At 70.1% G+C, this 21527-nt stretch carries 21 protein-coding genes and 1 other RNA gene; 13 read left to right on the top strand and 9 right to left on the bottom strand.

Annotated elements, in window-relative coordinates; all coding sequences use genetic code 11:
* Positions 1 to 85 precede the first annotated feature (85 nt).
* The gene (locus ACWPN5_RS15405) at positions 86 to 1885 is read right to left on the bottom strand and encodes an extracellular solute-binding protein (protein WP_492296150.1); all 1800 of its coding nucleotides are present in this window, start codon (positions 1883 to 1885) and stop codon (positions 86 to 88) included.
* A gap of 215 nt (positions 1886 to 2100) precedes the next feature.
* Here ACWPN5_RS15405 and aqpZ point away from each other — a divergent pair, with 215 nt between their 5' ends.
* Complete coding sequence (gene aqpZ / locus ACWPN5_RS15400; RefSeq protein WP_114861845.1) at positions 2101 to 2841, top strand: aquaporin Z; 741 nt, start codon at positions 2101 to 2103, stop codon at positions 2839 to 2841.
* 256 nt (positions 2842 to 3097) lie between these two features.
* Here the strand turns inward: aqpZ and ACWPN5_RS15395 are convergent, their stop codons facing one another.
* Both ACWPN5_RS15395 and hisN read right to left on the bottom strand, forming a co-directional pair.
* Positions 3098 to 3634, bottom strand: coding sequence for a hypothetical protein (locus tag ACWPN5_RS15395; protein ID WP_038526172.1), 537 nt, complete (start codon positions 3632 to 3634; stop codon positions 3098 to 3100).
* Positions 3635 to 3665: 31 nt separating this feature from the next.
* Complete coding sequence (gene hisN / locus ACWPN5_RS15390) at positions 3666 to 4448, bottom strand: histidinol-phosphatase (RefSeq protein ID WP_145681394.1); 783 nt, start codon at positions 4446 to 4448, stop codon at positions 3666 to 3668.
* 157 nt (positions 4449 to 4605) lie between these two features.
* On the opposite strand from hisN, the gene nudC reads away from it, so the two are divergent.
* Positions 4606 to 5547: an NAD(+) diphosphatase gene (gene nudC / locus ACWPN5_RS15385; RefSeq protein ID WP_492296147.1), complete on the top strand. Its 942-nt coding sequence runs from the start codon at positions 4606 to 4608 to the stop codon at positions 5545 to 5547.
* 120 nt (positions 5548 to 5667) lie between these two features.
* On the opposite strand, the gene ACWPN5_RS15380 is transcribed toward nudC, so the two are convergent.
* Both ACWPN5_RS15380 and ACWPN5_RS15375 read right to left on the bottom strand, forming a co-directional pair.
* Entirely contained in the window at positions 5668 to 6552 is an 885-nt protein-coding gene (locus ACWPN5_RS15380; RefSeq protein ID WP_114857668.1) for a prephenate dehydratase, read from the bottom strand.
* Positions 6553 to 6566: 14 nt separating this feature from the next.
* Entirely contained in the window at positions 6567 to 7355 is a 789-nt protein-coding gene (locus tag ACWPN5_RS15375) for a 3-deoxy-manno-octulosonate cytidylyltransferase (protein ID WP_145681397.1), read from the bottom strand.
* A gap of 239 nt (positions 7356 to 7594) precedes the next feature.
* Here ACWPN5_RS15375 and ACWPN5_RS15370 point away from each other — a divergent pair, with 239 nt between their 5' ends.
* The 5 genes from ACWPN5_RS15370 (at position 7595) to recR (ending at position 11333) form a co-directional block, all read left to right on the top strand.
* A complete protein-coding gene (locus tag ACWPN5_RS15370; protein ID WP_492296145.1) occupies positions 7595 to 8134 on the top strand; it encodes a c-type cytochrome in 540 nt (179 codons plus the stop codon).
* A 150-nt stretch (positions 8135 to 8284) separates the two neighbouring features.
* An RNA gene (ffs, locus tag ACWPN5_RS15365) (signal recognition particle sRNA small type) lies at positions 8285 to 8382 on the top strand.
* 99 nt (positions 8383 to 8481) lie between these two features.
* Complete coding sequence (locus tag ACWPN5_RS15360; protein WP_492296143.1) at positions 8482 to 10338, top strand: DNA polymerase III subunit gamma/tau; 1857 nt, start codon at positions 8482 to 8484, stop codon at positions 10336 to 10338.
* A gap of 3 nt (positions 10339 to 10341) precedes the next feature.
* Complete coding sequence (locus tag ACWPN5_RS15355) at positions 10342 to 10665, top strand: YbaB/EbfC family nucleoid-associated protein (protein ID WP_014239409.1); 324 nt, start codon at positions 10342 to 10344, stop codon at positions 10663 to 10665.
* Between the two features lie 74 nt (positions 10666 to 10739).
* Positions 10740 to 11333: a recombination mediator RecR gene (gene recR, locus ACWPN5_RS15350; protein ID WP_014239410.1), complete on the top strand. Its 594-nt coding sequence runs from the start codon at positions 10740 to 10742 to the stop codon at positions 11331 to 11333.
* Positions 11334 to 11500: 167 nt separating this feature from the next.
* Here recR and ACWPN5_RS15345 read toward each other — a convergent pair whose 3' ends face one another.
* Entirely contained in the window at positions 11501 to 12697 is a 1197-nt protein-coding gene (locus ACWPN5_RS15345; protein ID WP_492296141.1) for a phosphoglycerate kinase, read from the bottom strand.
* Between the two features lie 206 nt (positions 12698 to 12903).
* Between ACWPN5_RS15345 and ACWPN5_RS15340 the strand changes: the two genes are divergently transcribed.
* The 4 genes from ACWPN5_RS15340 (at position 12904) to ACWPN5_RS15325 (ending at position 16925) form a co-directional block, all read left to right on the top strand.
* Positions 12904 to 13953: a class I SAM-dependent methyltransferase gene (locus ACWPN5_RS15340; RefSeq protein WP_492296139.1), complete on the top strand. Its 1050-nt coding sequence runs from the start codon at positions 12904 to 12906 to the stop codon at positions 13951 to 13953.
* Positions 13954 to 14049: 96 nt separating this feature from the next.
* Positions 14050 to 15657, top strand: a complete 1608-nt coding sequence (locus ACWPN5_RS15335) for a CYTH and CHAD domain-containing protein (RefSeq protein ID WP_492296137.1) — start codon at positions 14050 to 14052, stop codon at positions 15655 to 15657.
* An 11-nt stretch (positions 15658 to 15668) separates the two neighbouring features.
* Positions 15669 to 16292, top strand: coding sequence for a nucleotide-binding protein (locus ACWPN5_RS15330; protein WP_119509532.1), 624 nt, complete (start codon positions 15669 to 15671; stop codon positions 16290 to 16292).
* Between the two features lie 111 nt (positions 16293 to 16403).
* The gene (locus ACWPN5_RS15325) at positions 16404 to 16925 is read left to right on the top strand and encodes a DUF4405 domain-containing protein (protein WP_145681403.1); all 522 of its coding nucleotides are present in this window, start codon (positions 16404 to 16406) and stop codon (positions 16923 to 16925) included.
* An 18-nt stretch (positions 16926 to 16943) separates the two neighbouring features.
* Here ACWPN5_RS15325 and ACWPN5_RS15320 read toward each other — a convergent pair whose 3' ends face one another.
* The 3 genes from ACWPN5_RS15320 to ACWPN5_RS15310 all read right to left on the bottom strand — a co-directional run bounded on the left by ACWPN5_RS15320 (position 16944) and on the right by ACWPN5_RS15310 (position 19511).
* The gene (locus tag ACWPN5_RS15320) at positions 16944 to 17708 is read right to left on the bottom strand and encodes a methyltransferase domain-containing protein (protein ID WP_492296135.1); all 765 of its coding nucleotides are present in this window, start codon (positions 17706 to 17708) and stop codon (positions 16944 to 16946) included.
* Between the two features lie 33 nt (positions 17709 to 17741).
* Positions 17742 to 17906 (bottom strand): hypothetical protein, encoded by a 165-nt coding sequence (locus ACWPN5_RS15315; protein ID WP_160174793.1) that lies wholly within the window; start codon positions 17904 to 17906, stop codon positions 17742 to 17744.
* A gap of 150 nt (positions 17907 to 18056) precedes the next feature.
* Complete coding sequence (locus tag ACWPN5_RS15310) at positions 18057 to 19511, bottom strand: sensor histidine kinase (RefSeq protein ID WP_492296134.1); 1455 nt, start codon at positions 19509 to 19511, stop codon at positions 18057 to 18059.
* A 167-nt stretch (positions 19512 to 19678) separates the two neighbouring features.
* Between ACWPN5_RS15310 and ACWPN5_RS15305 the strand changes: the two genes are divergently transcribed.
* Complete coding sequence (locus ACWPN5_RS15305; protein ID WP_137139239.1) at positions 19679 to 20011, top strand: hypothetical protein; 333 nt, start codon at positions 19679 to 19681, stop codon at positions 20009 to 20011.
* A 69-nt stretch (positions 20012 to 20080) separates the two neighbouring features.
* A complete protein-coding gene (rfaE1, locus tag ACWPN5_RS15300) occupies positions 20081 to 21526 on the top strand; it encodes a D-glycero-beta-D-manno-heptose-7-phosphate kinase (protein WP_492296133.1) in 1446 nt (481 codons plus the stop codon).
* Position 21527 lies beyond the last annotated feature (1 nt).

Genomic DNA, 21527 nt, shown 5'->3' with positions numbered 1-21527 from the left:
CGGTCCTTATTGTTTCCGGTAAGGTAGGGTCTCCCTTGTGGCACAATCAAGGCGGAGCCTCGGCTTTAAGGGGCTAAGCGGGCGATCACGGCTTCACCCACCACGCCTCGGGGAAGCCGCTGTTGCGGAAGCCCAGATCGTATTTCGGCGTCTTCTCCGGGAAGCCGAGAGTCGTCCGATAGGCGATCCAGTTGTCCGGGTTGTACCAGTGCGGCACCATGTAGAAGCCCCACAGCAGCACGCGGTCGAGCGCGCGGGTCGCCGCCTGGACCGACGCCAGGTCCTTCGCCGCCAGCGCCTTTTCGATCATCGCGTCGGCGGCCGGCTCCTTGATGCCGGCGTAGTTGGCCGATCCCCGGACGTCCGCGGCGGCGGAGCCGAAATAGCTGCGCAGCTCGGTTCCCGGCGGGGTGAAGAAGTTGAAGTTCGCCACCACCACGTCGAAGTCGAACTCGTCGGTGCGCGCCTGGAACTGGGCGGTGTCGACCACCCGCAGCACCGCGTCGATGCCCGCTTTGCGCAGCGCCTCCACATAGGGTTGGATCACGCGGGTCAGCGCGCCGGTGCCGTCGAGGAACTCGATGCTCAGCACCTCGCCGGTCTTCGCGCTGGTCATCCGGCCGTTCTTCAGCTCCCACCCGGCCTCGCGGAACAGGCGCATGGCCTCGCGCAGGTTGTTGCGGGTGTTGCCGCTGCCGTCGGTCTTGGGCAGTTCGAAGGGGGTGGTGAAGACACGCTCCGGCAGCTGGGCGCGGAAGGGCTCCAGCAGGGCCAGCTCCTCCGGCGTCGGCGGCCCCTTGGCGCCGAAATCGGAGTTGGGGAAGTTCGAGGTGGTGCGGAGATACTGGCCGTACAGGATGTTCTTCTGAATCCATTCGAAGTCGAACAGATAGCCCAGCGCTTCGCGCACCCGCGGGTCGGCGAACTTGGCGCGGCGGGTGTTCAGGCGGAAGCCCTGGGCGCCCAGCGGCAGGTCGCTCTTCACCTCGACGCGGTTCACCCGGCCGTCCTTGGCGGCGGGGAAGTCGTAGCCGATGGTCCAGCGCTGCGCCCGGTGCTCGGTGCGGAAGTCATAGGCGCCGGCCTTGAAGGCTTCGAACATCACGTCGTCGTCGCGGTAGTAATCGACCTTCACGCTGTCGAAGTTGTAGAATCCGCGCGCCGTCGGCAGGTCGCGGCCCCACCAGTCGGTCACCCGCTCGTAGGTGATCGAGCGGCCGGGATCGACGGTCCGGATGCGGTAGGGGCCGCTGCCCAGCACCGGCTCCAGCGTCGTCTTGGAGATGTCGCGCCCGTTGGCGGTCCACCAATGCTCGGGCTGGGGGGCGATGCTGGTGGCGAAGTCGATGATCGGCTTCATCTCCCCGGTGGTCTTCAGGGTGATCTTCAGCTGGTGCTCGTCCACCGCCTCCACCGCGGCGACGCGGTCGAGGAAGGATTTCAGGAAGGGGTTGCCGTGCGCCTGGATGGAATCCCAGGCGAAGACCACGTCGCCGGCGGTCACCGGCACGCCGTCGTGCCAGCGCGCGTCCTTGCGCAGGTGGAAGACGGCCCAGCTCCTGTCGTCGGGCAATTCCACGCTTTCCGCCAGCGCCCCGTAGGCCGCGTCCATCTCCCAGCCGGAGCCGACCATCAGCGAGTCGGCGATCAGCCCCAGCGTGCGCGGGGTGACGCCGCGCAGGATGATCGGGTTCAGGCTGTCGAAGCTGCCCTGCGCGGCCAGGGTAATCTGTCCGCCCTTGGGGGCCTCCGGGTTGGCGTGCGGGAAATGGGTGAAGCCCGGCTTGAACTCCGGCTCGCCGAACTGCTTCAAGGCGGGGACGGTGACGGTTTGCGCCTGAGCCCCGTTCGCCTGGATTGGCGCTGACAGCGCAAGGAGAGCCAAGAAAGCGGTCGTCCGGGCGGCAGCGAGAACTCGGCGCATCGTCGGTCCTGATGTGGTTGGGCCTGAGATGATAAGGCGGATCAGCCCTAGCATGTACGCGCCTTGCGGCGCGTCAAGTCCGCGTACGCAACGGTATCTTACGCCCGACCGCTGGCGCCGGCCCGTTCGGGGGCGCAAACAAGGCGGAAATGTGGCAAGCCCGACGAGGTGGTGACATGTCGATGTTCCGGCGCACGAGCGCGGAGTTTCTCGGCACCTTCTGGCTGGTCTTCGGCGGTTGCGGCAGCGCCGTGCTGTCCGCCGCCTTCCCGGAGGTCGGGATCGGGCTGACCGGCGTCTCCCTGGCCTTCGGCCTGACCGTGCTGACCATGGCCTATTCGGTCGGCCACATCTCCGGCTGCCACTTGAACCCGGCGGTCACGGTGGGGCTGTGGGCCGGCGGGCGCTTCCCGGCCAAGGACATCCTGCCCTACGTCATCGCCCAGGTGGTCGGCGCCTTTCTGGCGGCGGTGGTGCTGTACGTCATCGCCACCGGCAAGGCCGACTGGTCGCTGGCCGCCAAGGGGCTGGCCGCCAACGGGTACGGGGAGCATTCGCCGGGCGCGTACAACCTCACCTCCGGCCTGCTGATCGAGGTGGTGCTGACCTTCATGTTCCTGATCGTCATCCTGGGCTCCACCGACCGGCGGGCGCCCGCGGGCTTCGCGCCGCTGGCCATCGGTCTGGCGCTGACGCTGATCCACCTCATCAGCATCCCCGTCACCAACACGTCGGTGAACCCGGCGCGCAGCACCGGACCGGCGCTGGTCGTCGGCGGCTGGGCGCTGCAACAGCTCTGGGCATTCTGGGTGGCGCCGCTGGTCGGCGGTCTGCTCGGCGGGCTGGCCTACCGCGCGCTGGCCGAGGAGATGCCGCCGAAACCGGCCATCACCGGCGAGGCCCGGCCGTCTACCTGAGCCTTTGCTGACCCTTTCCCTTCGGGTCCCTCCCGACTCAGCGGACCGTGCCCCTCCGGCGCGGTCCGTTTTTTATGGGGACATTCCTTCCTTCCCGGCGGAAGTCACGGCCTTGTCGCGGGAACTTCGCGTGCGTCAACGGTTATTCTGAACATCCGTTGACGCACAGGGAGTATATCATGCGGCAGTTCGACCCCGATTCCAACCCGATGACCGACGAGGATTACGGCATCGTCCTCGGCCTGTTCATCGGCATTTACCTGGGGCTGCTGGCCGTCTCGCTGCTGCCCTGACCGGCGCGGGTCTTCTTCCAGTGGTCGGCCATGCGCTCCATGAGCTGACGGTAGCGGCGGTCGGACCGCATCATCCGGCGCACCGCCTTGCCGTTGCGCGGGTCGGCGAGCATCCATTCCTCGGCGGCCATCTGGTGCTCCGGGTGGATGGACAGCATGTAGATCGCCGCCTGCTCCGGTTGCGTCACGGCCTCTTCCTTCAGCCCCTCCAGGATCGCCCCGACATAGAGCGGCAGGACGTTGCGGAAGTCCTCCGGCCCGGTGCCGTCCTGGCTGCCGTGGGAGGCGGCGTCGTCTCCGGCGCCCATCAGGGCGCGGCGCTCCTCCGCCGGTAGGGCGAAGAAGGCGTCCAGCCCCAGCAGCAGGTCGCAGACCGTCTTCTTGCGGACCATCCAGTTCGCCCCGCCCGACACCCGGCCGGCCAGCGAGTGCAGGAAGGGGCGCAGCTTCTCCGGCGAGGTCTCGAAGACGGAGCGGGCGGGCGTGGCGATGGTGGCCATGGGTGTGGTTCTCCTGTCTCAGCCGGCTGTCTCAGCCGGCCAGGGCGGCCAGCGTCTCGCGGTGGGTGCGGGCGTCGCCCGCGGCGACCACGCGCCCGCTGGAGGTGGCGTCGAGCGGGCGTCCATCCCAATCGGTCATCAGCCCGCCGGCCCCGGTCACCACCGGCACCAGCGCCGCGAAGTCGTAGAGCTTCAGCCCCGATTCGACGACGAGGTCGTAATAGCCCGCCGCCAGCAGGCCGTAGCTGTAGCAGTCGCCGCCATAGACCGACACCTTGGCCGTCCCCGCCACCCGGCGGAAGGCGTCCTGGTCCGCGCCGGGGAACAGGTCGGGCGAGGTGGTGCCCAGCGTCGCCGCGGCCAGCCCCCCGGCGCAGGCGCGCACGCGGGCCGGCTGGCCGTTGAACAGGGTGGGGCGCCCCTCGACGCCCAGCCAGCGGTCCCGGACGATGGGCTGGTCGATGACGCCGAGCACCGGGCGCCCGTGGTGCAGCAGGGCGATCAGCGTGCCGAAGATCGGACGGCCGGTGATGAAGGACTTGGTGCCGTCGATGGGGTCGATCACCCAGACCCATTCGGCGTCCAGGTTCTTCGTCCCGAACTCCTCGCCATAGATGCCGTCGTCGGGGCGCTCGGCCTCGATGATGGCGCGGATGGTCCGCTCCGCCTCGCGGTCGGCGATGGTGACGGGGGAGGCGTCGGCCTTGTCGTCCACCGCCACCGGCGTGCGGAAATACTGCCGGATGACCGGGCCGGAGGCGTCGGCCAGACGCTCCGCCAGGGTCACCAGGGGGGTGGGGCAGGGTTCGGTCATGGTCGCTCCGCCGGATCGCGCGTGGTGGGAAGGAGGGCCGCATCCTAGTCGGGTGCTCTCCCGGCGCAAACCATCAATGCGGGGGAAGGCAATGAAGGGGGAGGGTTGCGCTCGACGCCGCTTCCCCGTTTCGCGGGCTTGTGGCAGCCTCTTCGCCATGCACCACCGCTCCTCCCCACCCGACCGCCCGAACGCCTCCCCGAACGCCTATGCCGGCATTCCGCTCGACCGCGCTGGCGTGCGCCGCAAGGACAAGGACTGGCTGAACGACGCCTGGGCCTCGCCGACTGCGCGCCTGCTGCCCGTGGCGAAGTCGCGCAACTTCGTGACCGGCGACGCCGACTCGGCCCACGCGGTCGCCGTCGCCTGTGGTGGCGATTGGGGGGTGGAGCCGGTGTTCCTCGGCCTGCTCGACGGCGTTCCGCACTTCACCGTGGACCTGACCGGCCTGGAAGCGCCGGAGGAGCATCCGGCCCTGGCCGGGCTCGGCCGTTTCGAGGACCTGCGCGCCGTCGGCCCGGTGATGGAGGCGACGGAGGCCGGGCTGTGCGCCTACGCCCGCGGCATCACGTGGTGGAACGCCCGGCATCGCTTCTGCGGCGTCTGCGGCTCGGTCGCGGCGGGTGCCGAGGGCGGGCATGTGCGTGTCTGCACCAACCCGGACTGCGCCACCCACCATTTCCCGCGCACCGACCCGGCGGTCATCATGCTGGTCCATGACGGGGCCGGGCGCATGGTGCTGGGCCGCAATTCCCGCTTCCCGCCGGGCATGCATTCGGTGCTGGCCGGCTTCGTCGAGCCGGGCGAAAGCCTGGAGGACAGCGTCAGGCGCGAGGTGCTGGAGGAGGTGGGGCTGGAGGTCACCGACATCCGCTACCACTCGTCCCAGCCCTGGCCCTTCCCGTCCTCGCTGATGCTGGGCTTCAGCGCGCGGGCGGTGACGCTGGACATCCAGACGGATATGGAGGAGCTGGAGACGGCCCACTGGTTCGACCGCGAGTTTCTGCGGACCGTCACGCCCAGCGAGGAATTCCGCCTCGCCCGCCCCGACAGCATCGCCCGCCGCCTGATCGACGAGTGGATCGCCGAGGGGGAGTGAGGGCGTCGCATCGCGTGCCCCCTCGCTCATTGCCCCCTCCCTAGCCCTCCCCCGCTTCGCAGGGGAGGGAAGGGGCCCGCGGCGAAGCCGTGGGAAGGGTGGGGGCAAGTGGGGGGATGCTCAATCCTCGCCGATGCGCTGGCTTTCCTGATAGCGGAAGGGGTTGGCGGGGTAGACGCCCAGGATCTTCACCTCGCCGGCGCGGGCGAAGAAGGCCAGCTCCTCCAGCGCCAGACGCAGGGAGCGCTCCTCCGGATGGCCCTCCACGTCGGCGTAGAACTGGGTCTGGGTGAAGTGCCCGCCCACCATGTAGCTTTCCAGCTTCGTCATGTTGATGCCGTTGGTGGCGAAGCCGCCCAGCGCCTTGTAGAGGGCCGCCGGCACGCTGCGCACGCGGAAGACGAAGGTGGTGATGATCTTGGCCCCGGTCCCCTCGGCGGGCAGCGGCGGGGTCTTCGGCTCGCGCGACAGGATCAGGAAGCGGGTGGTGTTGTGCTCCGCGTCCTCGATGCCGCCCTTCAGGATGTCCAGCCCGTAGATGTCGGCGGCGAGCGAGGAGGCGATGGCGGCGTGCTGCGGATCGCCCAGCTTGGCGATCTCGGCGGCGGCGCCCGCGGTGTCGGCGTGGGAGATCGCCGTCAGCCCCAGTTCCCGCGTCATGTTGCGGCACTGGGACAGCGCCTGGATGTGGCTGCGCACCGTCTTCAGCCCGGCCAGCGTCGCGCCCTTCGGGGCGAGGAGCTGGTGGTTCACCCGCTGGAAGTGCTCGCCGATGATGTGCAGGCCGCCTTCGGGCAGCAGATGGTGGTTGTCGGCCACGCGCCCGGCGATGGAGTTTTCCACCGGGATCATGGCGAGCGCCGCGCGCCCCTCGCGCACGGCGGCGAAGGCGTCGTCGAACGTGGCGCAGGGCAGCGTCGTCATCTCCGGAAAGACCGTCCGGCAGGACAGGTCCGAATAGGCGCCGGGCAGGCCCTGGAAGGCGATCACGTTCGAGGTCGTCATCGGGAGGTCTTCTTTTAAAGGGGGGTGCGCTTGGCGAGGATCGCGCGGGCGCGCTCCAGGTCGGCGGGAGTATCGACGCCGAGCGGAACCGCGTCAACGACGGCGGCGTCGATGCGCATCCCGAAGGCCAGGGCGCGGAGCTGCTCCAGCCGCTCCCGCTGCTCCAGCGCCGAGGGCGGCAGCCGGACGTAGCGCTCCAGCGCGGCGCGTCGGTAGGCGTAGAGCCCGATGTGGTGGAACAGCGGCCCGTCGCCCCAGGGCGCGGTGGCGCGGCTGAAATAGAGGGCGCGGCCCCGCCGGGCGCCGGGCGGCAGCTCCAGGATGGCCTTCACCACGTTGGGGTCGGTGCGCTCCTCCTCCCGCGTGATCTCGACCACCAGGGTGGCGATGTCCACCTGCGGGTCGGACAGCGGGGCGAAGGCGGCGCGGACCACCGCCGGCTCGATGGTCGGCAGGTCGCCCTGCACGTTCACCACCGCGTCGTATTTTCCCTCCGGGTCGAGCAGGCTGACCGCCTCGAAGATGCGGTCGGAGCCCGAGGGATGGTCGGGCCGGGTCAGCACGGCGGTGCCGCCCGCCGCCTCCACCGCCGCAGCGATCTCCGGCTCGGCGCAGGCGACCACCACCGGGCCGATCTCCGCCTCCATGGCGCGGCGCCACACCTGCACGATCATCGGCGCCCCGCCGATGTCGGCCAGCGGCTTGCCCGGCAGGCGGGTGGAGGCCATGCGGGCGGGGATCACGACGATTGGATTCGAGGGCGGCGGGTTCGCCGTGCTCTGGATATTTGCGTTGGCGTTCATGTGTGGAACGGCCCCCTGTCGCGTCGGAAAGGTGGGGCGGGTGAACCATGGATCGCCCTTTGCGTCAAGCGGCGTCACTCCAATATTCAACTGGCCAACAGTCGGAGAACCGATATTCCTGTGGCAAGGGAGGGGGCCGAAGCGGTGACAAGCCGCCGCGGTCACGCTATCGTGCGGCGGAGAACCAGCCAGCCCTGGCGACGGACCCGCGGCACGACAAAAAAGGGGAACAAGACGTTATGAGCATGGAGTGGAACAAGATTTTCGGCGCCGTGCTGCTGGCGGGTCTGATCGCCATGCTGGCCGGCTTCGCCGCGGAAGTTCTGGTGCACCCGAAGACGCCTGAGAAACCCGGCTATGTGGTGGCCATGCCGGAGGGCGCCGCTCCGGCTCCCAGCGGTGGCGCGGCCCCGTCCGGCCCCGCCGAGATCGCCCCGCTGCTCGCCAAGGCCGACGCCGCCGCCGGCCAGTCCGCGGCCAAGGCCTGCGCCGCCTGCCACAGCTTCGACAAGGGCGGCCCGAACAAGGTCGGCCCGAACCTCTACGGCATCGTCGGCGCCCCGCACGGCCATCTGGACGGCTTCGCCTATTCCGACGCCATCAAGGGCAAGGCCGGCCCCTGGAACTACGACGAGCTGAACCACTTCCTCTACGACCCGAAGGCCTACGCGCCGGGCACCAAGATGACCTTCGCCGGCGTCAAGAAGGACCAGGACCGGGCGAACATCATCGCCTATCTGCGTTCCCTGGCCGACAGCCCGGCGCCGCTGCCGCAGTAACCCGCGGCGGCCTTATCTAGGGCGGTCCCGTCCGGGAAACCGGCAAAAGCCCCGCGCTCCATCGGACGCGGGGCTTTTTCGTTCCGCCTCAACCGGAAAGCCGGCAGATTGGCCTTGCATATGACGGCCCTATCGCCGATATAGAGCGCGGGAGGCTGGCGGCGGACGAGTCCCTCGCCAACCCGGTCAGGTCCGGAAGGAAGCAGCCGTAACGAGTTTCGGCTCGGGTCGTTCGTCCAGTCTCCCACCCTTCCCCATAAAATCCGGCAGCGAATTCAAACGGCGACAGCCCCGTGCCGTGACGCTATTCTGCGCTCCGTCGTGAAGCCGATTACCGGGCCAGCCGCGTGACCGATACCACCGTTGCCGATGCATCCTCTTCCGTTTCCGGGACGTCCGGGGGCCTCGCCTACCGGGTTCTGGCGCGGAAATACCGTCCGAAGAGCTTTGCCGAGCTGATCGGGCAGGACGCGCTCGTCCGCACCCTGACCAACGCCATCCATTCGGGCCGCATCGCCCAGGCCTTCATGCTGACCGGCGTGCGCGGCGTGGGCAAGACGACCACCGCCCGCATCATCGCCCGCGCGCTGAACTGCACCGGGCCGGACGGCAGCGGCGGGCCGACGGTGACGCCCTGCGGCGTCTGCGACAATTGCCGCGCCATCGCCGAGGACCGCCACGTCGATGTGATGGAGATGGACGCCGCCAGCCACACCGGCGTGGACGACATCCGCGAGATCATCGACGGCGTGCGCTACGCCCCGGTCTCGGCGCGCTACAAGCTCTACATCATCGACGAGGTCCACATGCTCTCCAAGAGCGCGTTCAACGCGCTCCTGAAGACGCTGGAGGAACCGCCGGCCCATGTGAAGTTCGTCTTCGCCACCACCGAGATCCGCAAGGTGCCGGTGACGGTGCTCTCGCGCTGCCAGCGCTTCGACCTGCGGCGCGTCGACGCCCAGGTGCTGAAGGAGCACTTTACCCGCATCACCGGCCTGGAGGGGGCGGGGATCGAGCCGGACGCCGCCGCGCTGATCGCGCGGGCCGCCGACGGGTCGGTGCGCGACGGGCTGTCGCTGCTCGACCAGGCCATCGCGCTGGCCGCCGGCACGGTGACCGCGCAGCAGGTGCGCGACATGCTGGGTCTGGCCGACCGCAGCAAGGTGATCGACCTGTTCGAGGCCGCCGTCTCGGCCAGGCCGGCGGAGGCGATGGACCTGCTGTCCGACCTGCACCGCGTCGGCGCCGATCCGGTGGTGATTCTGCAGGACCTTCTCGACCTCGTGCACAATCTGACGCGGCTGAAGGTCGTGCCGGACAGCGCCAACGACCCCGGCCTGCCGGAGGCGGAGCGCACCCGCGGCGCCGCCCTGTCGGCCAAGCTCGGCATGCCGGCGCTGACACGCGCGTGGCAGCTCCTGCTGAAGGGGCTGGGCGAGGTGCAGGCGGCCCCGGTGCCGCAGCAGGCGCTGGAGATGGTCATCGTGCGGCTGTCCTACGCCGCCGACATGCCGACTCCCGGCGACCTGATCCGCCAGTTCCAGAATGTGCAGAATGGCGGCGGGCAAGGCGGCCAGGGTGGCAATCCGGCCCCGCGCGGTCCCGGTGGTGGGCCGGTGGCGGTCGGCGGCTCCGCCGTGCGCGCCGTCGCCCAGGTTCAGGCGAGCCCTCAGCCGAGCCAGCAGCCTGTGCAAACCGTTGCCGTCGCCGTGGCGGACGAGGAGCGTGTGGCGATGCCGCGCGACTTCCGTACCCTGGTCCAGGTCTTCGCGGAGAAGCGCGAGGGTGCGCTCTACGGCCACCTGACCGGCAGCGTCCATCTGGTGCGTATGGAGCCGGGGCGGCTGGAGCTGCGCCTGACGACTTTGGCGCCGGCGACCCTGCCGAATCGCGTCGGCCAACTGTTGACGGAATGGACCGGCCAGCGCTGGGTCGTCATCGTCTCGGACGCGCCGGGCGAGCCGACGTTGATCCAGCAGGAGCAGGCCGCCCAGCGGCGCGCACTGGAGGAGGCGGAGGCGCATCCGGTGGTGCGCGCCGTTCTGGACGCCTTCCCCGGCGCGAAGATCACCGATGTCCGCGACCTCAAGGCGGCGGTCGAGGCCGAGCCCCAGGTTGCGGATGACGGGGAGAATCCCGACCTTATGGTCATGCAGCAGGACGACGGGGTTTATTACCCGCTCGACGATGAAGGAGATTTCTGACCCATGAAGAACCTCGGCCAGATGATGAAGCAGGCCCAGCAGATGCAGGCCAAGATGCAGGAGATGCAGGCCCGCCTGGGCGAGGTCGAGATGACCGGCCAGTCGGGCGCCGGCATGGTCAACGTGACGGTGAACGGCAAGGGCGAGATGAAGAAGATCAAGCTCGACAAGTCGATCGTCGATCCGGAGGACATCGAGGTCCTGGAGGACCTCATCATCGCCGCCTTCAACGACGCCAAGGCCAAGGTGGAGCAGCACGTCGCCAACGAGACCCAGAACCTGATGGGCGGGATGAAGCTGCCGCCGGGCATGAAGCTGCCGTTCTAAGCGTTGAAAGGCCGGGCGCGAAGGCGGCCCGGCCGCCCTTTTAAAAAAACGAAGCCGTGCCAGCGAAGCCTTGAATGATCGGACCTGAAATCGAGCGCCTGATCCAGCTCCTGTCCAAGCTGCCGGGGCTGGGGCCGCGGTCGGCGCGGCGGGCGGCGCTGCACCTGATGAAGCGTCGCGACAGCCTGCTGGTGCCGCTGTCCGAATCCATGGCGCTCGCCGCGGAGGCCATCCGCAACTGCTCGGTCTGCGGCAACCTCGACAGCCGCGACCCCTGCTCCGTCTGTTCCGACCACAGCCGTGACCGCTCGACCATCTGCGTGGTGGAGGATGCCGGCGACCTCTGGGCGCTGGAGCGTACGCGCGCCTTCCACGGCACCTACCATGTGCTGGGCGGCACGCTGTCGGCCTTGCAGGGGGTGGGGCCGGACGATCTGAACATCCCGTCCCTGGTGGAGCGCGCGAAGGACCCGGCGGTGACCGAGGTCATCCTGGCGCTGAACGCCACGGTGGACGGGCAGACCACCGCCCATGTGGTGACCGACCGCCTGTCCGGCAGCGGGGTCTCCGTGTCCCGTCTGGCCCACGGCGTGCCGGTGGGCGGGGAACTGGACTATCTGGACGACGGGACGCTGACCGCGGCGCTGAAGGCGCGGCGGCCGTTGTGAGATACGTGTTTTTGTGAGGGAAGCATTGCCCCCTCCCTAACCCTCCCCCGCTCCGCAGGGGAGGGGATCAACTCCCTCTCCTGCGAAGCGGGGGAGGGAAGGGGCCCGCGGCGGAGCCGTGGGAAGGGTGGGGGCTCGCCTCGACCACCCACCCAATCCCCCAAACCTTACTTCTTCTTCAGCGCGGCAACGCCCGGCAGGTCCTTGCCTTCCAGCCACTCCAGGAAGGCGCCGCCGGCGGCGGAGATGTAGGTGAACTTCTCCTCCACGCCGGCGTGGGCCAGCGCCGCCACGGTGTCGCCGCCGCCGGCCACCGACAGCAGGCCGCCTTCCGACGTGCGCTCGGCGACGAGGCCGGCGACGGCGTTGGTGCCGCCGTCGAAGGGCTGGATCTCGAAGGCGCCCAGCGGGCCGTTCCACACCACCGTCTTCGCACCCTGGAGCTTCAGGCCGAGGAACTCGACCGTCTTGGGGCCGACGTCCAGCGCCATCTCGTCGGCGCCGATGCCGTCCGCCGGAACGGCGCGGTTGGCCGCACCGGCCTTGAACTCCTTGGCGACGATGAAGTCCTTGGGCAGCAGCAGCTCGCAGTTGGCGGCCTTGGCGGTCTCCATGATGGCGCGGGCCTGATCGGCCATGTCCTTCTCGCAGAGCGAGGCCCCGACATCCACGCCCTGGGCGAAGAGGAAGGTGTTGGCCATGCCGCCGCCCAGCGCCAGCATGTCGACCTTCTTCACTAGGTTGCCGAGCAGGTCCAGCTTGGTGGAGATCTTGGCGCCGCCGACGACGGCGGCCACCGGACGCTCCGGCTTCTCCAGCGCCTTGGTCAGCGCCTCAAGCTCGGCCTGCATCAGGCGGCCCGCGGCGGCCGGCAGATACCGGGCGACGCCCTCGGTCGAGGCGTGGGCGCGGTGCGCGGCGGAGAAGGCGTCGTTGACGTAGAGGTCGCCGAGTTCGGCGATCCGCTTGGCGAAGGCCGGATCGTTCTTTTCCTCTTCCGCGTGGAAGCGGGTGTTCTCCAGCAGCACGATGGCGCCCGGCCGCACGCCGTCGATGGCGGCCTTGGCCTTCTCGCCGACGCAATCCTCGCCGAAGGCGACGGTCTGGCCGACGGCGGCGCTCAGCGCGTCCAGCACGTTGCGCAGCGAGTTCTTGGCGTCCGGGCCGTTCTTCGGGCGGCCGAAGTGCGACAGAACCACGACCTTCGCACCCTTCTTCGCCAGCTCGGTCAGAGTCGGCGCCAGACGGTCGATGCGGGTCGTGTCGGAGACCTTGCCGTCCTGCATCGGGACGTTGAGGTCGGCACGCACCAGCACCGTCTTACCGTTCACGTCGAGGTCGTCGATGGTGTTGAACTCGGTCATGGTTGCTGTCCCTGCGGGTTGAACTTTTGCCCGGCAATCCAGCACAGGGGCGCACGCTTTGCAACGGCCCGCGTGGGCGACCGGTTGCCCCATGCGGCGAAAGGACCGGGCTCTGGGCGGGCGGGACCGCCGATCCCATCTCTATCCTCATGAACAGGATCACCCCGCAGTCCTCCGCCCGGCCAGCTCCCCGGCCAGCCCCCCGGTTGTCTCCCCGGCTTGCTTACGCGGCCAGCCAGTCCGCCCGCGTCGCCTGGTTCCTTGGCCAGTACATGATGGCCGCGCGGATCGGCCGGCGGATCACCGGACCGCCGCGGCAAAGCCCTCCCGATGCCCGTCCGGTGCCCGGCACCCGCGCGATCCTGGAGGAGCTGCGCGCGCTGCTGGCCCGCGACCTCGCCAACATCGAAGCCGGCTACTACCGCCTGCCGCACGATCTGCTGCCCGACCCGCGCCGGCTGCTGACCGAGGCCGCGGCCTTCTTCCGCGACGTGCCGGAGGTGTCGCGGCGGCGGCGCGACCACGCGGCGGTGGAGGTGCGCGCCGACCCGCCGCCCGGCAGCGGGGGGCTGCCCGCCTACTACCGCCAGAACTTCCATTATCAGACCGGCGGCTACCTGACCGAGGAGAGCGCCCGCCTGTACGACCATCAGGTGGAGGTGCTGTTCGGCGGCGGCGCCGACGCCATGCGCCGCCAAACCCTGGTGCCGATCTTTGAGTATTTGAAAACGCGCCGCAGCGCCGATTGCCGCCTGCTCGACGTGGCCGCCGGGACGGGGCGCTTCCTGACTTTCGTGAAGGACAACCACCCGCGTCTGCCGGTCACCGCGCTCGACCTCTCCCCGGCCTATCTGCGCGAGGCGCGGCGCAACCTCGCCCCCTGGGCGCGCAGCAGCGCGCTGGTCCAGGCGGCGGCCGAGGCGATCCCGCTGGCCACCGGGTCGCAGGACATCGTGACCTGCATCTACCTGTTCCACGAGCTGCCGCCGAAGATCCGGGCCCAGGCCGCCGCCGAGATGGCCCGCGTGCTGAAGCCCGGCGGAATCCTGGTCTTCATGGACAGCGTGCAGTACGGCGACAACCCGATGATGGACGGGCTGATCGACCGCTTCCCGCAGTCCTTCCACGAGCCCTTCTACGCCCATTACGCCCGTGACGACCTGTTTGCCTTGTTCGCCGCCGCCGGGCTGCGCCTGCGCGACACGTCGCTGGCCTACATGTCCAAGCTCCTGGTTTTGGAAAAGCCGGAGGCCTGATCACGGAAGGTTGCAACAAAAGCGTCATGGTTCTGTAACTTGACCGTGGCTGGGGCCTGTGCAAAACGGGGACCCACCGGAAACGACGGGGCACGAATGGTGGTCGAAGCGGAGTCCAACCGGGAAACCGAGCTGAAGCTGGCCGTCAGGGCCGAAGACATGGCGAAGCTCCGGTCCTGCCCGGCGGTCGCGTCCCGAGCCAAGGGAAAAGCCGGCACCAAGACCCTGGAAAGCACCTATTACGACACCGCCGACCGGCGTCTGGCCGGGCGTCTGGTGACGTTGCGCGTGCGCAAGGTCGGCAACCAGTATCTCCAGACGGTCAAGGGCGCGCCGGAGAGCGGCGAGCTTAGCCGGGCGGAGTGGGAGCATCCGGTCGCCGGACCGGCTCCCGACCTGTCGGCCATCGAATCGCAAGACGCGCTGGACCTGCTGGGCTCGGTCGGCGCGGCGGAGTTGCAGCCGCTCTTCACCACGCTCATCCAGCGCACCGTGCGGGTGGTGACGATGGGCGAGGGCGAAAGTGCCAGCCGCATCGAGGTCGCCTTCGACAGCGGCGAAGTTCGCGGCCCGGACGGCGCCTCCATCCCGGTGTCGGAGGTGGAGCTGGAGCTTCTCGAAGGCTCCGCCGCCGCCCTCTACGATCTGGCGCTGGAGCTGGCCCAGGCCGCCCCGCTGCGGCTCGACCCGCGCACCAAGGCGGAGCGCGGCTACGCGCTCGCCGACGGGACGGTGGACAAGGTGGTCAAGGCGGGCAAGCTGGAACTGGACCGCGACACCACGGTGGAAGGCGCGCTGGCACGCATCCTGCGCTCCTGCATCGGCCACATGCTGGCGAACGAAGCCGTCACCCTGGTCGGCGAGGATGCGGAGGGCGTCCACCAGATGCGTGTGGCGCTGCGCCGCCTGCGCTCGGCGCTCGCTTTGTTCAAGCACTTCATTCCCGCCGACTCCTACGCCTGGCTGGTCGGCGAGGTGAAGTGGCTGGGCGGCAGCCTTGGCCCGGCGCGCGACTGGGACGTCTTCCTGGCCGAGTTGCTGGAGCCGGTGAAGGACTCCTTCCACCGCGCCGACGGCCACGGCAAGCCGCTCCAGGAGGACATCGACGCGCTCGCCGCCGCGGCGCGCGCCCGCCGCGACCGCGCCTATGAGGGGGTGCGCGAGGCCATCCGGTCGGAGCGCTACACCACCTTCCTGCTGACGTTCGGCGCCTGGGTCGAGTCGCGGGGCTGGCGCGACCAGCCGGTCAGCGAGCATTCCGCCCGGCTGTTCGACCCGGTGGAGGATCTGGCCGACCATCTGCTGTCGCGCCGCGCCAAGAAGGCCCGCCGCGCCGGTCACGGCTTCGCGAGCCTGTCGGTGACCGAGCGGCACGAGCTGCGCATCGCCTTGAAGAAGCTGCGTTACGCGGCGGAGTTCTTCCGCAGCCTCTACGACGACAAGCCGGCCCGCCGCTACATCCAGGACCTGTCGGCCTTCCAGGACGCGTTGGGCCATCTGAACGACGTGGCGACGGCGACCCGCCTGCTGCACGAGTTGCACGACGACGGCAGCCGGCCCGAGCCGGGCGAGCCGCGCGCCGCCGGCATCGTCATCGGCTGGCACGCCCGCGGCGTGGCGGAGTCCGAACCGTCGCTCCGCGACCTGTGGAAGGAGTTCGCCGACGCGAAAGCCTTCTGGTCAAAGCCCGACCGGGAGGGGTAACCTTTCCCCCCATGCGGACCATCCTCGTCGCCAACATCAAGGGCGGTTGCGGCAAGACCACGATCGCCACCCACCTCGCCGCGGCCTGCGCCGCCGCCGGTCACAGCACGGCGCTGGCCGACGTGGACCGCCAGCGCTCCTCGCTCGGCTGGCTGGCCCGCCGCCCGGCCACGGCTTCCGCCCTGGTCGGTCTGGACTGGGCGAAGGACCTGTCCGACGCGCCGAAGGGCATCCAGCGCCTCGTCATCGACGCGCCGGCCGCGCTGAAGACCAAGCAGATCGAGGATCTGGTGCGGATGGCCGACGTCGTCGTGCTGCCGGTGCTGCCCAGCGCCTTTGACGAGCAGGCGACGCAGCGCTTCCTCGGCAAGCTGGAGGAGCTGAAGTCGATCGCCAAGAACCGCAAGTCGGTGGCGGTGGTCGGCAACCGCCTGCGCCCCCGCACCAAGGCGGCGGACCGGCTGGACCAGTTCCTCGGCGGGGTCGGGCACAGCGTGGTGACCCGCCTGCGCGACAGCCAGATCTACGCCGACGCCGCGGCCTCCGGCCTCAGCCTGTTCGACCTGACCGGCAAGCGCGCCGCCGAGCACCGCGCCGACTGGGAGCCGCTGCTGGCCTACATCGAGAAGGCGTGAGCCGGAAAGGCGCCGTTACACTCTGTTACGTTCGGCGGCAGCGCGGGACATCAAGCGGTTACAATCCGGCCTCACTTTGGCCGCATTCCGTTCAACCCGCGAGCCGTCCCCATGCCCTCCCTCTCCTCCACCATCACCCGGCAGATCGTCACGCCGGTGACCATCGTCCTGTTCGTGGTCTCCACAGTGACGGGAATCATGCTGCTGCTGCACTGGAACGGCAATCTGGTGCGCTTTTCCCACGAATGGCTCAGCGTCGGCTTCTCGGCCATCGGCCTGTGGCATCTGGCGCGCAACTGGACGGCATTCCTTCAGTATTTCAAGCGCAACGTGGCGCTGTCGGCCTTCGTGGTCAGCGTTGCCGGCTCGCTGGTCTTCACCGCGATGACCGGGACGCCGGCCTCCACCGGCGGCCCCGGCGCGATGATGCGGGCGGTGGCGAACGCCCCGCTGGCGACGGTGGCGCCGGTCTTCGGGCTGGACCCCGACAAGGCCATCCAGGCGCTCAAGGCCGCCAACATCGAGGCGCAGCACGGCGAATCGCTGTCGGTTATCGGCAGCCGCGCCGGCATGAACGCGGTGGGCGTGGCGAACATCCTCACCGCCGCCAAGCAGCCGAAGCCGGCATCGTAACGTCGTGGAAGCGCCCGCCTACACCCGCGCCACCAGGAACAGCCGCTTGAAGGGAAACAGCGTGCGGCCGTCGGGGCGTCGGGGATAGGCGGCGGCGAGCCGGGCGCGGTAGGCCGCCAGGAAGGCGTCCAGCTCCGCGCCCGCCAGCGTGTCCAGGACGGGCAGCAGCGTCGTGCCGCGTGTCCATTGCAGGACCGGATCGTCGCCTTCCAAAACCTGGAGATACTCGGTCTCCCAGAGGTCCAGGCGACGGGTGAGCGGGGCGAGCCAGCCGTAATAGACGTCGGGCGCGTGCACCGGGGCGGTGCGCAGGACCGGGGCCAGCCGCTCGGCCCAGGGGCCGTCCGCCGCCGTCTCGTACAGCAAGCGGTGCGAGGGCGCGTCGAAGTTGCGGGGCATCTGCACGGCCAGCACCCCGCCGGGGGCCAGCGCCCGCAGCAGGTCCGGAAACAGCCGCTCGTGCCCGTCCAGCCATTGCAGGGCGGCGTTGGAGATCAGCAGATCGACCGGCCGATCGGGGCGCCAGTCGCGCAGGTCGGCCTGGAGCCAGCGCACGCCGGACGGCGTGGTCCGCGCGCGCTCCAGCATGGCCGGGGAATTGTCCACCCCCAGCACCTCGGCCTCCGGCCAGCGTTCGGCCAGCCGGCGGGCAAGCTGCCCGGCCCCGCAACCGAGATCGACCACCGTCCGCGGGGTCAGGGAGGGCAGGGCCGCCACGAGGTCGTGGGCCGGGCGGCGGCGCCAGGACTCGAACCGTGCGTATTGCTCGGGGTCCCACGGCATGCCCGGCCTCCACCGGTTGAAGGGGTTTGGGGGTTATTCCTGCTCGCGCTGGCGGGCGATCTGCTCGTCCATGTGGTTGTAGTGCTTCGTGACCATCATGAAGATCGTCCCGATGCAGCCGATGGCCAGCAGCCAACCGCCGTAATAGAACGCCGTGTCCGCCGCGCGCGACGCCGCCAGCAGGCCGATGAACGCCATGAAGCCCAGGATCCCCCCGGTGATCCACTTGCCCGTGCCTTCCAAAGTCCCGTTCCCTTCCTTCGCTGCCGGTCCCGCGCGGGGCGTGCGCCCGGCGGGATGCCGACGGGTTGACCGTGCCGCGAATTCTGGTGGAGCGGGCGCCGGAAATCAATCCGGGATGGGCGAATCCGATGTGGGCATTTCGCCCAAGCGGGCGGCCCCCTCCACGACGATCCCCGGGGGAAGCTCCAGCGCGAAGACGGTGCCCGCCGCGGTGCTTTCCATCAGCCGCAGGTCGCCGCCATGGGCGCGCAGCACCTCCCGCGCGATGGCGAGGCCCAGCCCGACGCCGCCCGCCCGCGCGGAGCCGGCGAAGGGCTGGAACAGGTTGTCCCGCGCCCGCGGCGGCAGGCCCGGCCCGTCGTCGGCGACCAGCAGGAGCAGCCCGCCGCCGGGCCGGGTCTCCACCATCACCGTCACCGCTCCGGCCCCCGCCTGCGCCGCGTTGCGCCCCAGATTGACCAGCGCGCGGGAGAGCTGGGCGGCGTCGGCGCGGACGGTCAGCCCCTCCGGCACCCGGTTGTTCCAGCGCAGCTCCGCCCGCTCCCCATCCGGGCGCAGGGCGGCCAGCGCCGCGGCCCCGGCCTCCTCGACCAGCGGGCGCAGCGGCACCGCGGCCCGCGCCAGGGGCAGCAGGCCGTCGCGGGTGTAGGTCATCGTCTGGCCGCACAGCTCCACCGCCCGGTCGATGGAAGCCATCAGCCGCGGCGTGACCCGCCGCACCTCCGGATCGGCGCTTTCGGCCAGCCGCTCCGACAGCAGGGCGGCGGTGGACAGGATGGCGCGCAGGTCGTGGTTGATCTTGGCGACCGCGGTGCCCAGAGCGGCCAGCCGCTCGCGCTGGCGCAGCGCGTTGCGGATGGTGGCCTGCATGTCGGCCAGCTCGCGTTCCGCCACGCCGATCTCGTCGGTGCGGGTGCTCGGCTGGAAGGGCGGCGTGCCGTCGGGGTCGCGGCGGATGGCGACCAGCCCCTCGGTCAGGCGGCGCATCGGCCGCACCAGCAGCCGGGTCAGCGAGACGAAGACCAGCACCGCCGCGATCAGCGAGATCGCCACCGACAGCGCCAGGATGCGGCCCGAGAAGTCGACCATCGCCCGGATCATCGGCCGCTCGTCGATCACCATCTCGACCTGGAACGCAGGGTCCTTGGGCGACGGCCCGATCACCCGGATCACCCGGTCCCGCCGCTGGGCCAGCGCCATGAAGGCGTCGGCGGCCAGCCGCGGCGCCATGGTGGCGCGCAGGTCGAAGACGGCGTCCACCGTCGGCGGCATGGAGCGGGACAGCATGTAGACCCGGCTGTCCGGGCGGATCAGCTCCACCGCGTGGGCGCCGACATGGGCCAGCAGTTCGTTCTGAAGCTCCATCGCCACCATCATGTCCGGCGTCGCCTCGACCGACAGGGCGGCGAGATGGGCGGCGGCCAGCCGCTCCTCCAGATAGGTCAGGCGGTAACGCGCGATGGACGGCGTGTAGATCAGCACCTCGGCCAGCAGGACGAACAGCACGGTCAGCACCAGCAGCTTGGCCGACAGGCTGCGCGTCACGGAGGGCATGGGCATGGGCGGCGTCCGGGGGCAGGGTCCGGGGGAGAGGATGGCGGAAGATAGGTCAGGCGGGGGCGGCTGCCTAGCCGCAGCCGGGTCGGTGCGGGGTTTTGTCCGGTTGAGGGCGCGCTGCCGCCGGTCCATACTGGTTCTTCCGAACAGCCCGAAAAGGAGGGCAGGCCATGTCCATCCTGCGATTCGAAGCGGTTTTGCAGACCGACCGGACCGCCGCGCTGATGGCGGCGGCAGACGGGATCACCGGCAACGGCGGCTGGATCGTCGATCACACGCTGTTCTCCGACGTGATGGCGGTCATCGCCTTCTGCGTCCCCGCCAACCGGACGACGGCGCTGGGCGACGCGCTGGCCGCCGCCGGCATCCTGGTCAGCCCGCCGCTGCCGCCCTCCCTTCCGGGGACCGGCGAGGCGGCGGAGCGGGAGCTGCAGGGGCAGTTGACCCTGACCTTCGCCAAGGGCACCGGCGACCTGCGGCACGAGGTCCCGGCCTTCGAATAGGCGTAGCGCTCGGTCCGGGGCCGCGCTCTCCTCTGGCGCGCCACTTCCAAGATTGGTAGTAGAACCGGCATGAGCGACCTTGCCCGTCACATCGACTCCCTGTCCCGCGCCAGCGTGCTGTGCGTCGGCGACGTCATGCTCGACCGATTCATCTACGGGTCGGTCGACCGCGTGTCCCCCGAAGCGCCGATCCCCGTTCTGCGGATCGAGCGCGAGACGGCCATGCTCGGCGGCGCCGGCAACGTGGCCGCCAACCTCATGGCGCTGGGCGCCGGCTGCCGCTTCGTGTCGGTGGTCGGCGAGGACGCGGCGGGGCTGGAGCTGGTCCGCCTCGTGGCGAAGGAGACCGGCGACTGCGGCGGGCTGGTGGCCGAGCCGGGGCGCCAGACCACCGTCAAGACGCGCTTCATCGCCGGCCGCCAGCAGCTTCTGCGCGCCGACGCCGAGTCCATCGCCGCCATCGCGTCGGAGGAGGAGGTGATGGTCGCCGCCCGCACCGGACTGCTAACGGTGGGCGCGGTGATCCTGTCCGACTACGGCAAGGGCGTGCTGACCGACGCTCTGGTGGCGCAACTCATCCAGGCGGCGCGCGAGGCCGGGCTTCCGGTCGTGGTCGATCCCAAGGGCGACGATTTCGGGCGCTACCGCGGGGCCAGCGTGATCACGCCCAACCGCAAGGAGCTGATCCAGGCGACGGGGATGCCCGCCGACAGCGACGCCGAGGTCGAGGCCGCCTGCCGCTTCCTGTTGGAGACCTGCGGCATCGACGCGGTGGTCGCGACGCGCAGCGAGCGCGGCATGTCCGTGGTCACCCGCGACGGCGCCACCCATCTGCCGGCCAACGCGCGCGAGGTCTTCGACGTGTCGGGCGCCGGCGACACGGTGGTGGCGACGCTGACCTCGGCCCTGTCGGTGGGGGTCGAGTTGACCGACGCGGCGCGGCTGGCCAATCTGGCCGCCGGGATCGTGGTGGGGAAGGTCGGCACCGCGGTGGTCCGCGCGCCGGAGCTGCTGTCCGCCCTGCACGAGCAGGAATGGCGCAGCGGCGAGGAGAAGGTCGACACGCTGGAGCAGGCGGTCGAGCGGGCCGAACGCTGGCGCGCCCGCGGCAAGCGGGTGGGCTTCACCAACGGCTGCTTCGATCTGCTGCACCCCGGCCACATCTCGTTGCTGAACCAGGCCAAGGCGGCCTGCGACGTGCTGGTGGTGGGGCTCAACAGCGACGCCTCGGTGAAGCGGCTGAAGGGCGAGACGCGCCCGGTGCAGACCGAGACGGCGCGGGCGACGGTGCTCGCCTCGCTGGCCTGCGTCGATCTGGTGGTGGTCTTCGGCGAGGACACGCCGGAGGAACTGATCCGCGCCCTGCGGCCCGACGTGCTGGTCAAGGGGGCGGACTACACGGTCGCCACGGTGGTCGGCGCCGGCTTTGTGCAGAGCTACGGTGGCAAGGTCGTGCTGGCCGACCTCGTGGACGGCCAGAGCACGACCAACACCATCAAGCGCATGCAGCGCTGAG

The organism is Azospirillum sp. UENF 211521, from assembly GCF_058780535.1.
This window is presented reverse-complemented; position numbering and strand designations above follow the sequence as displayed.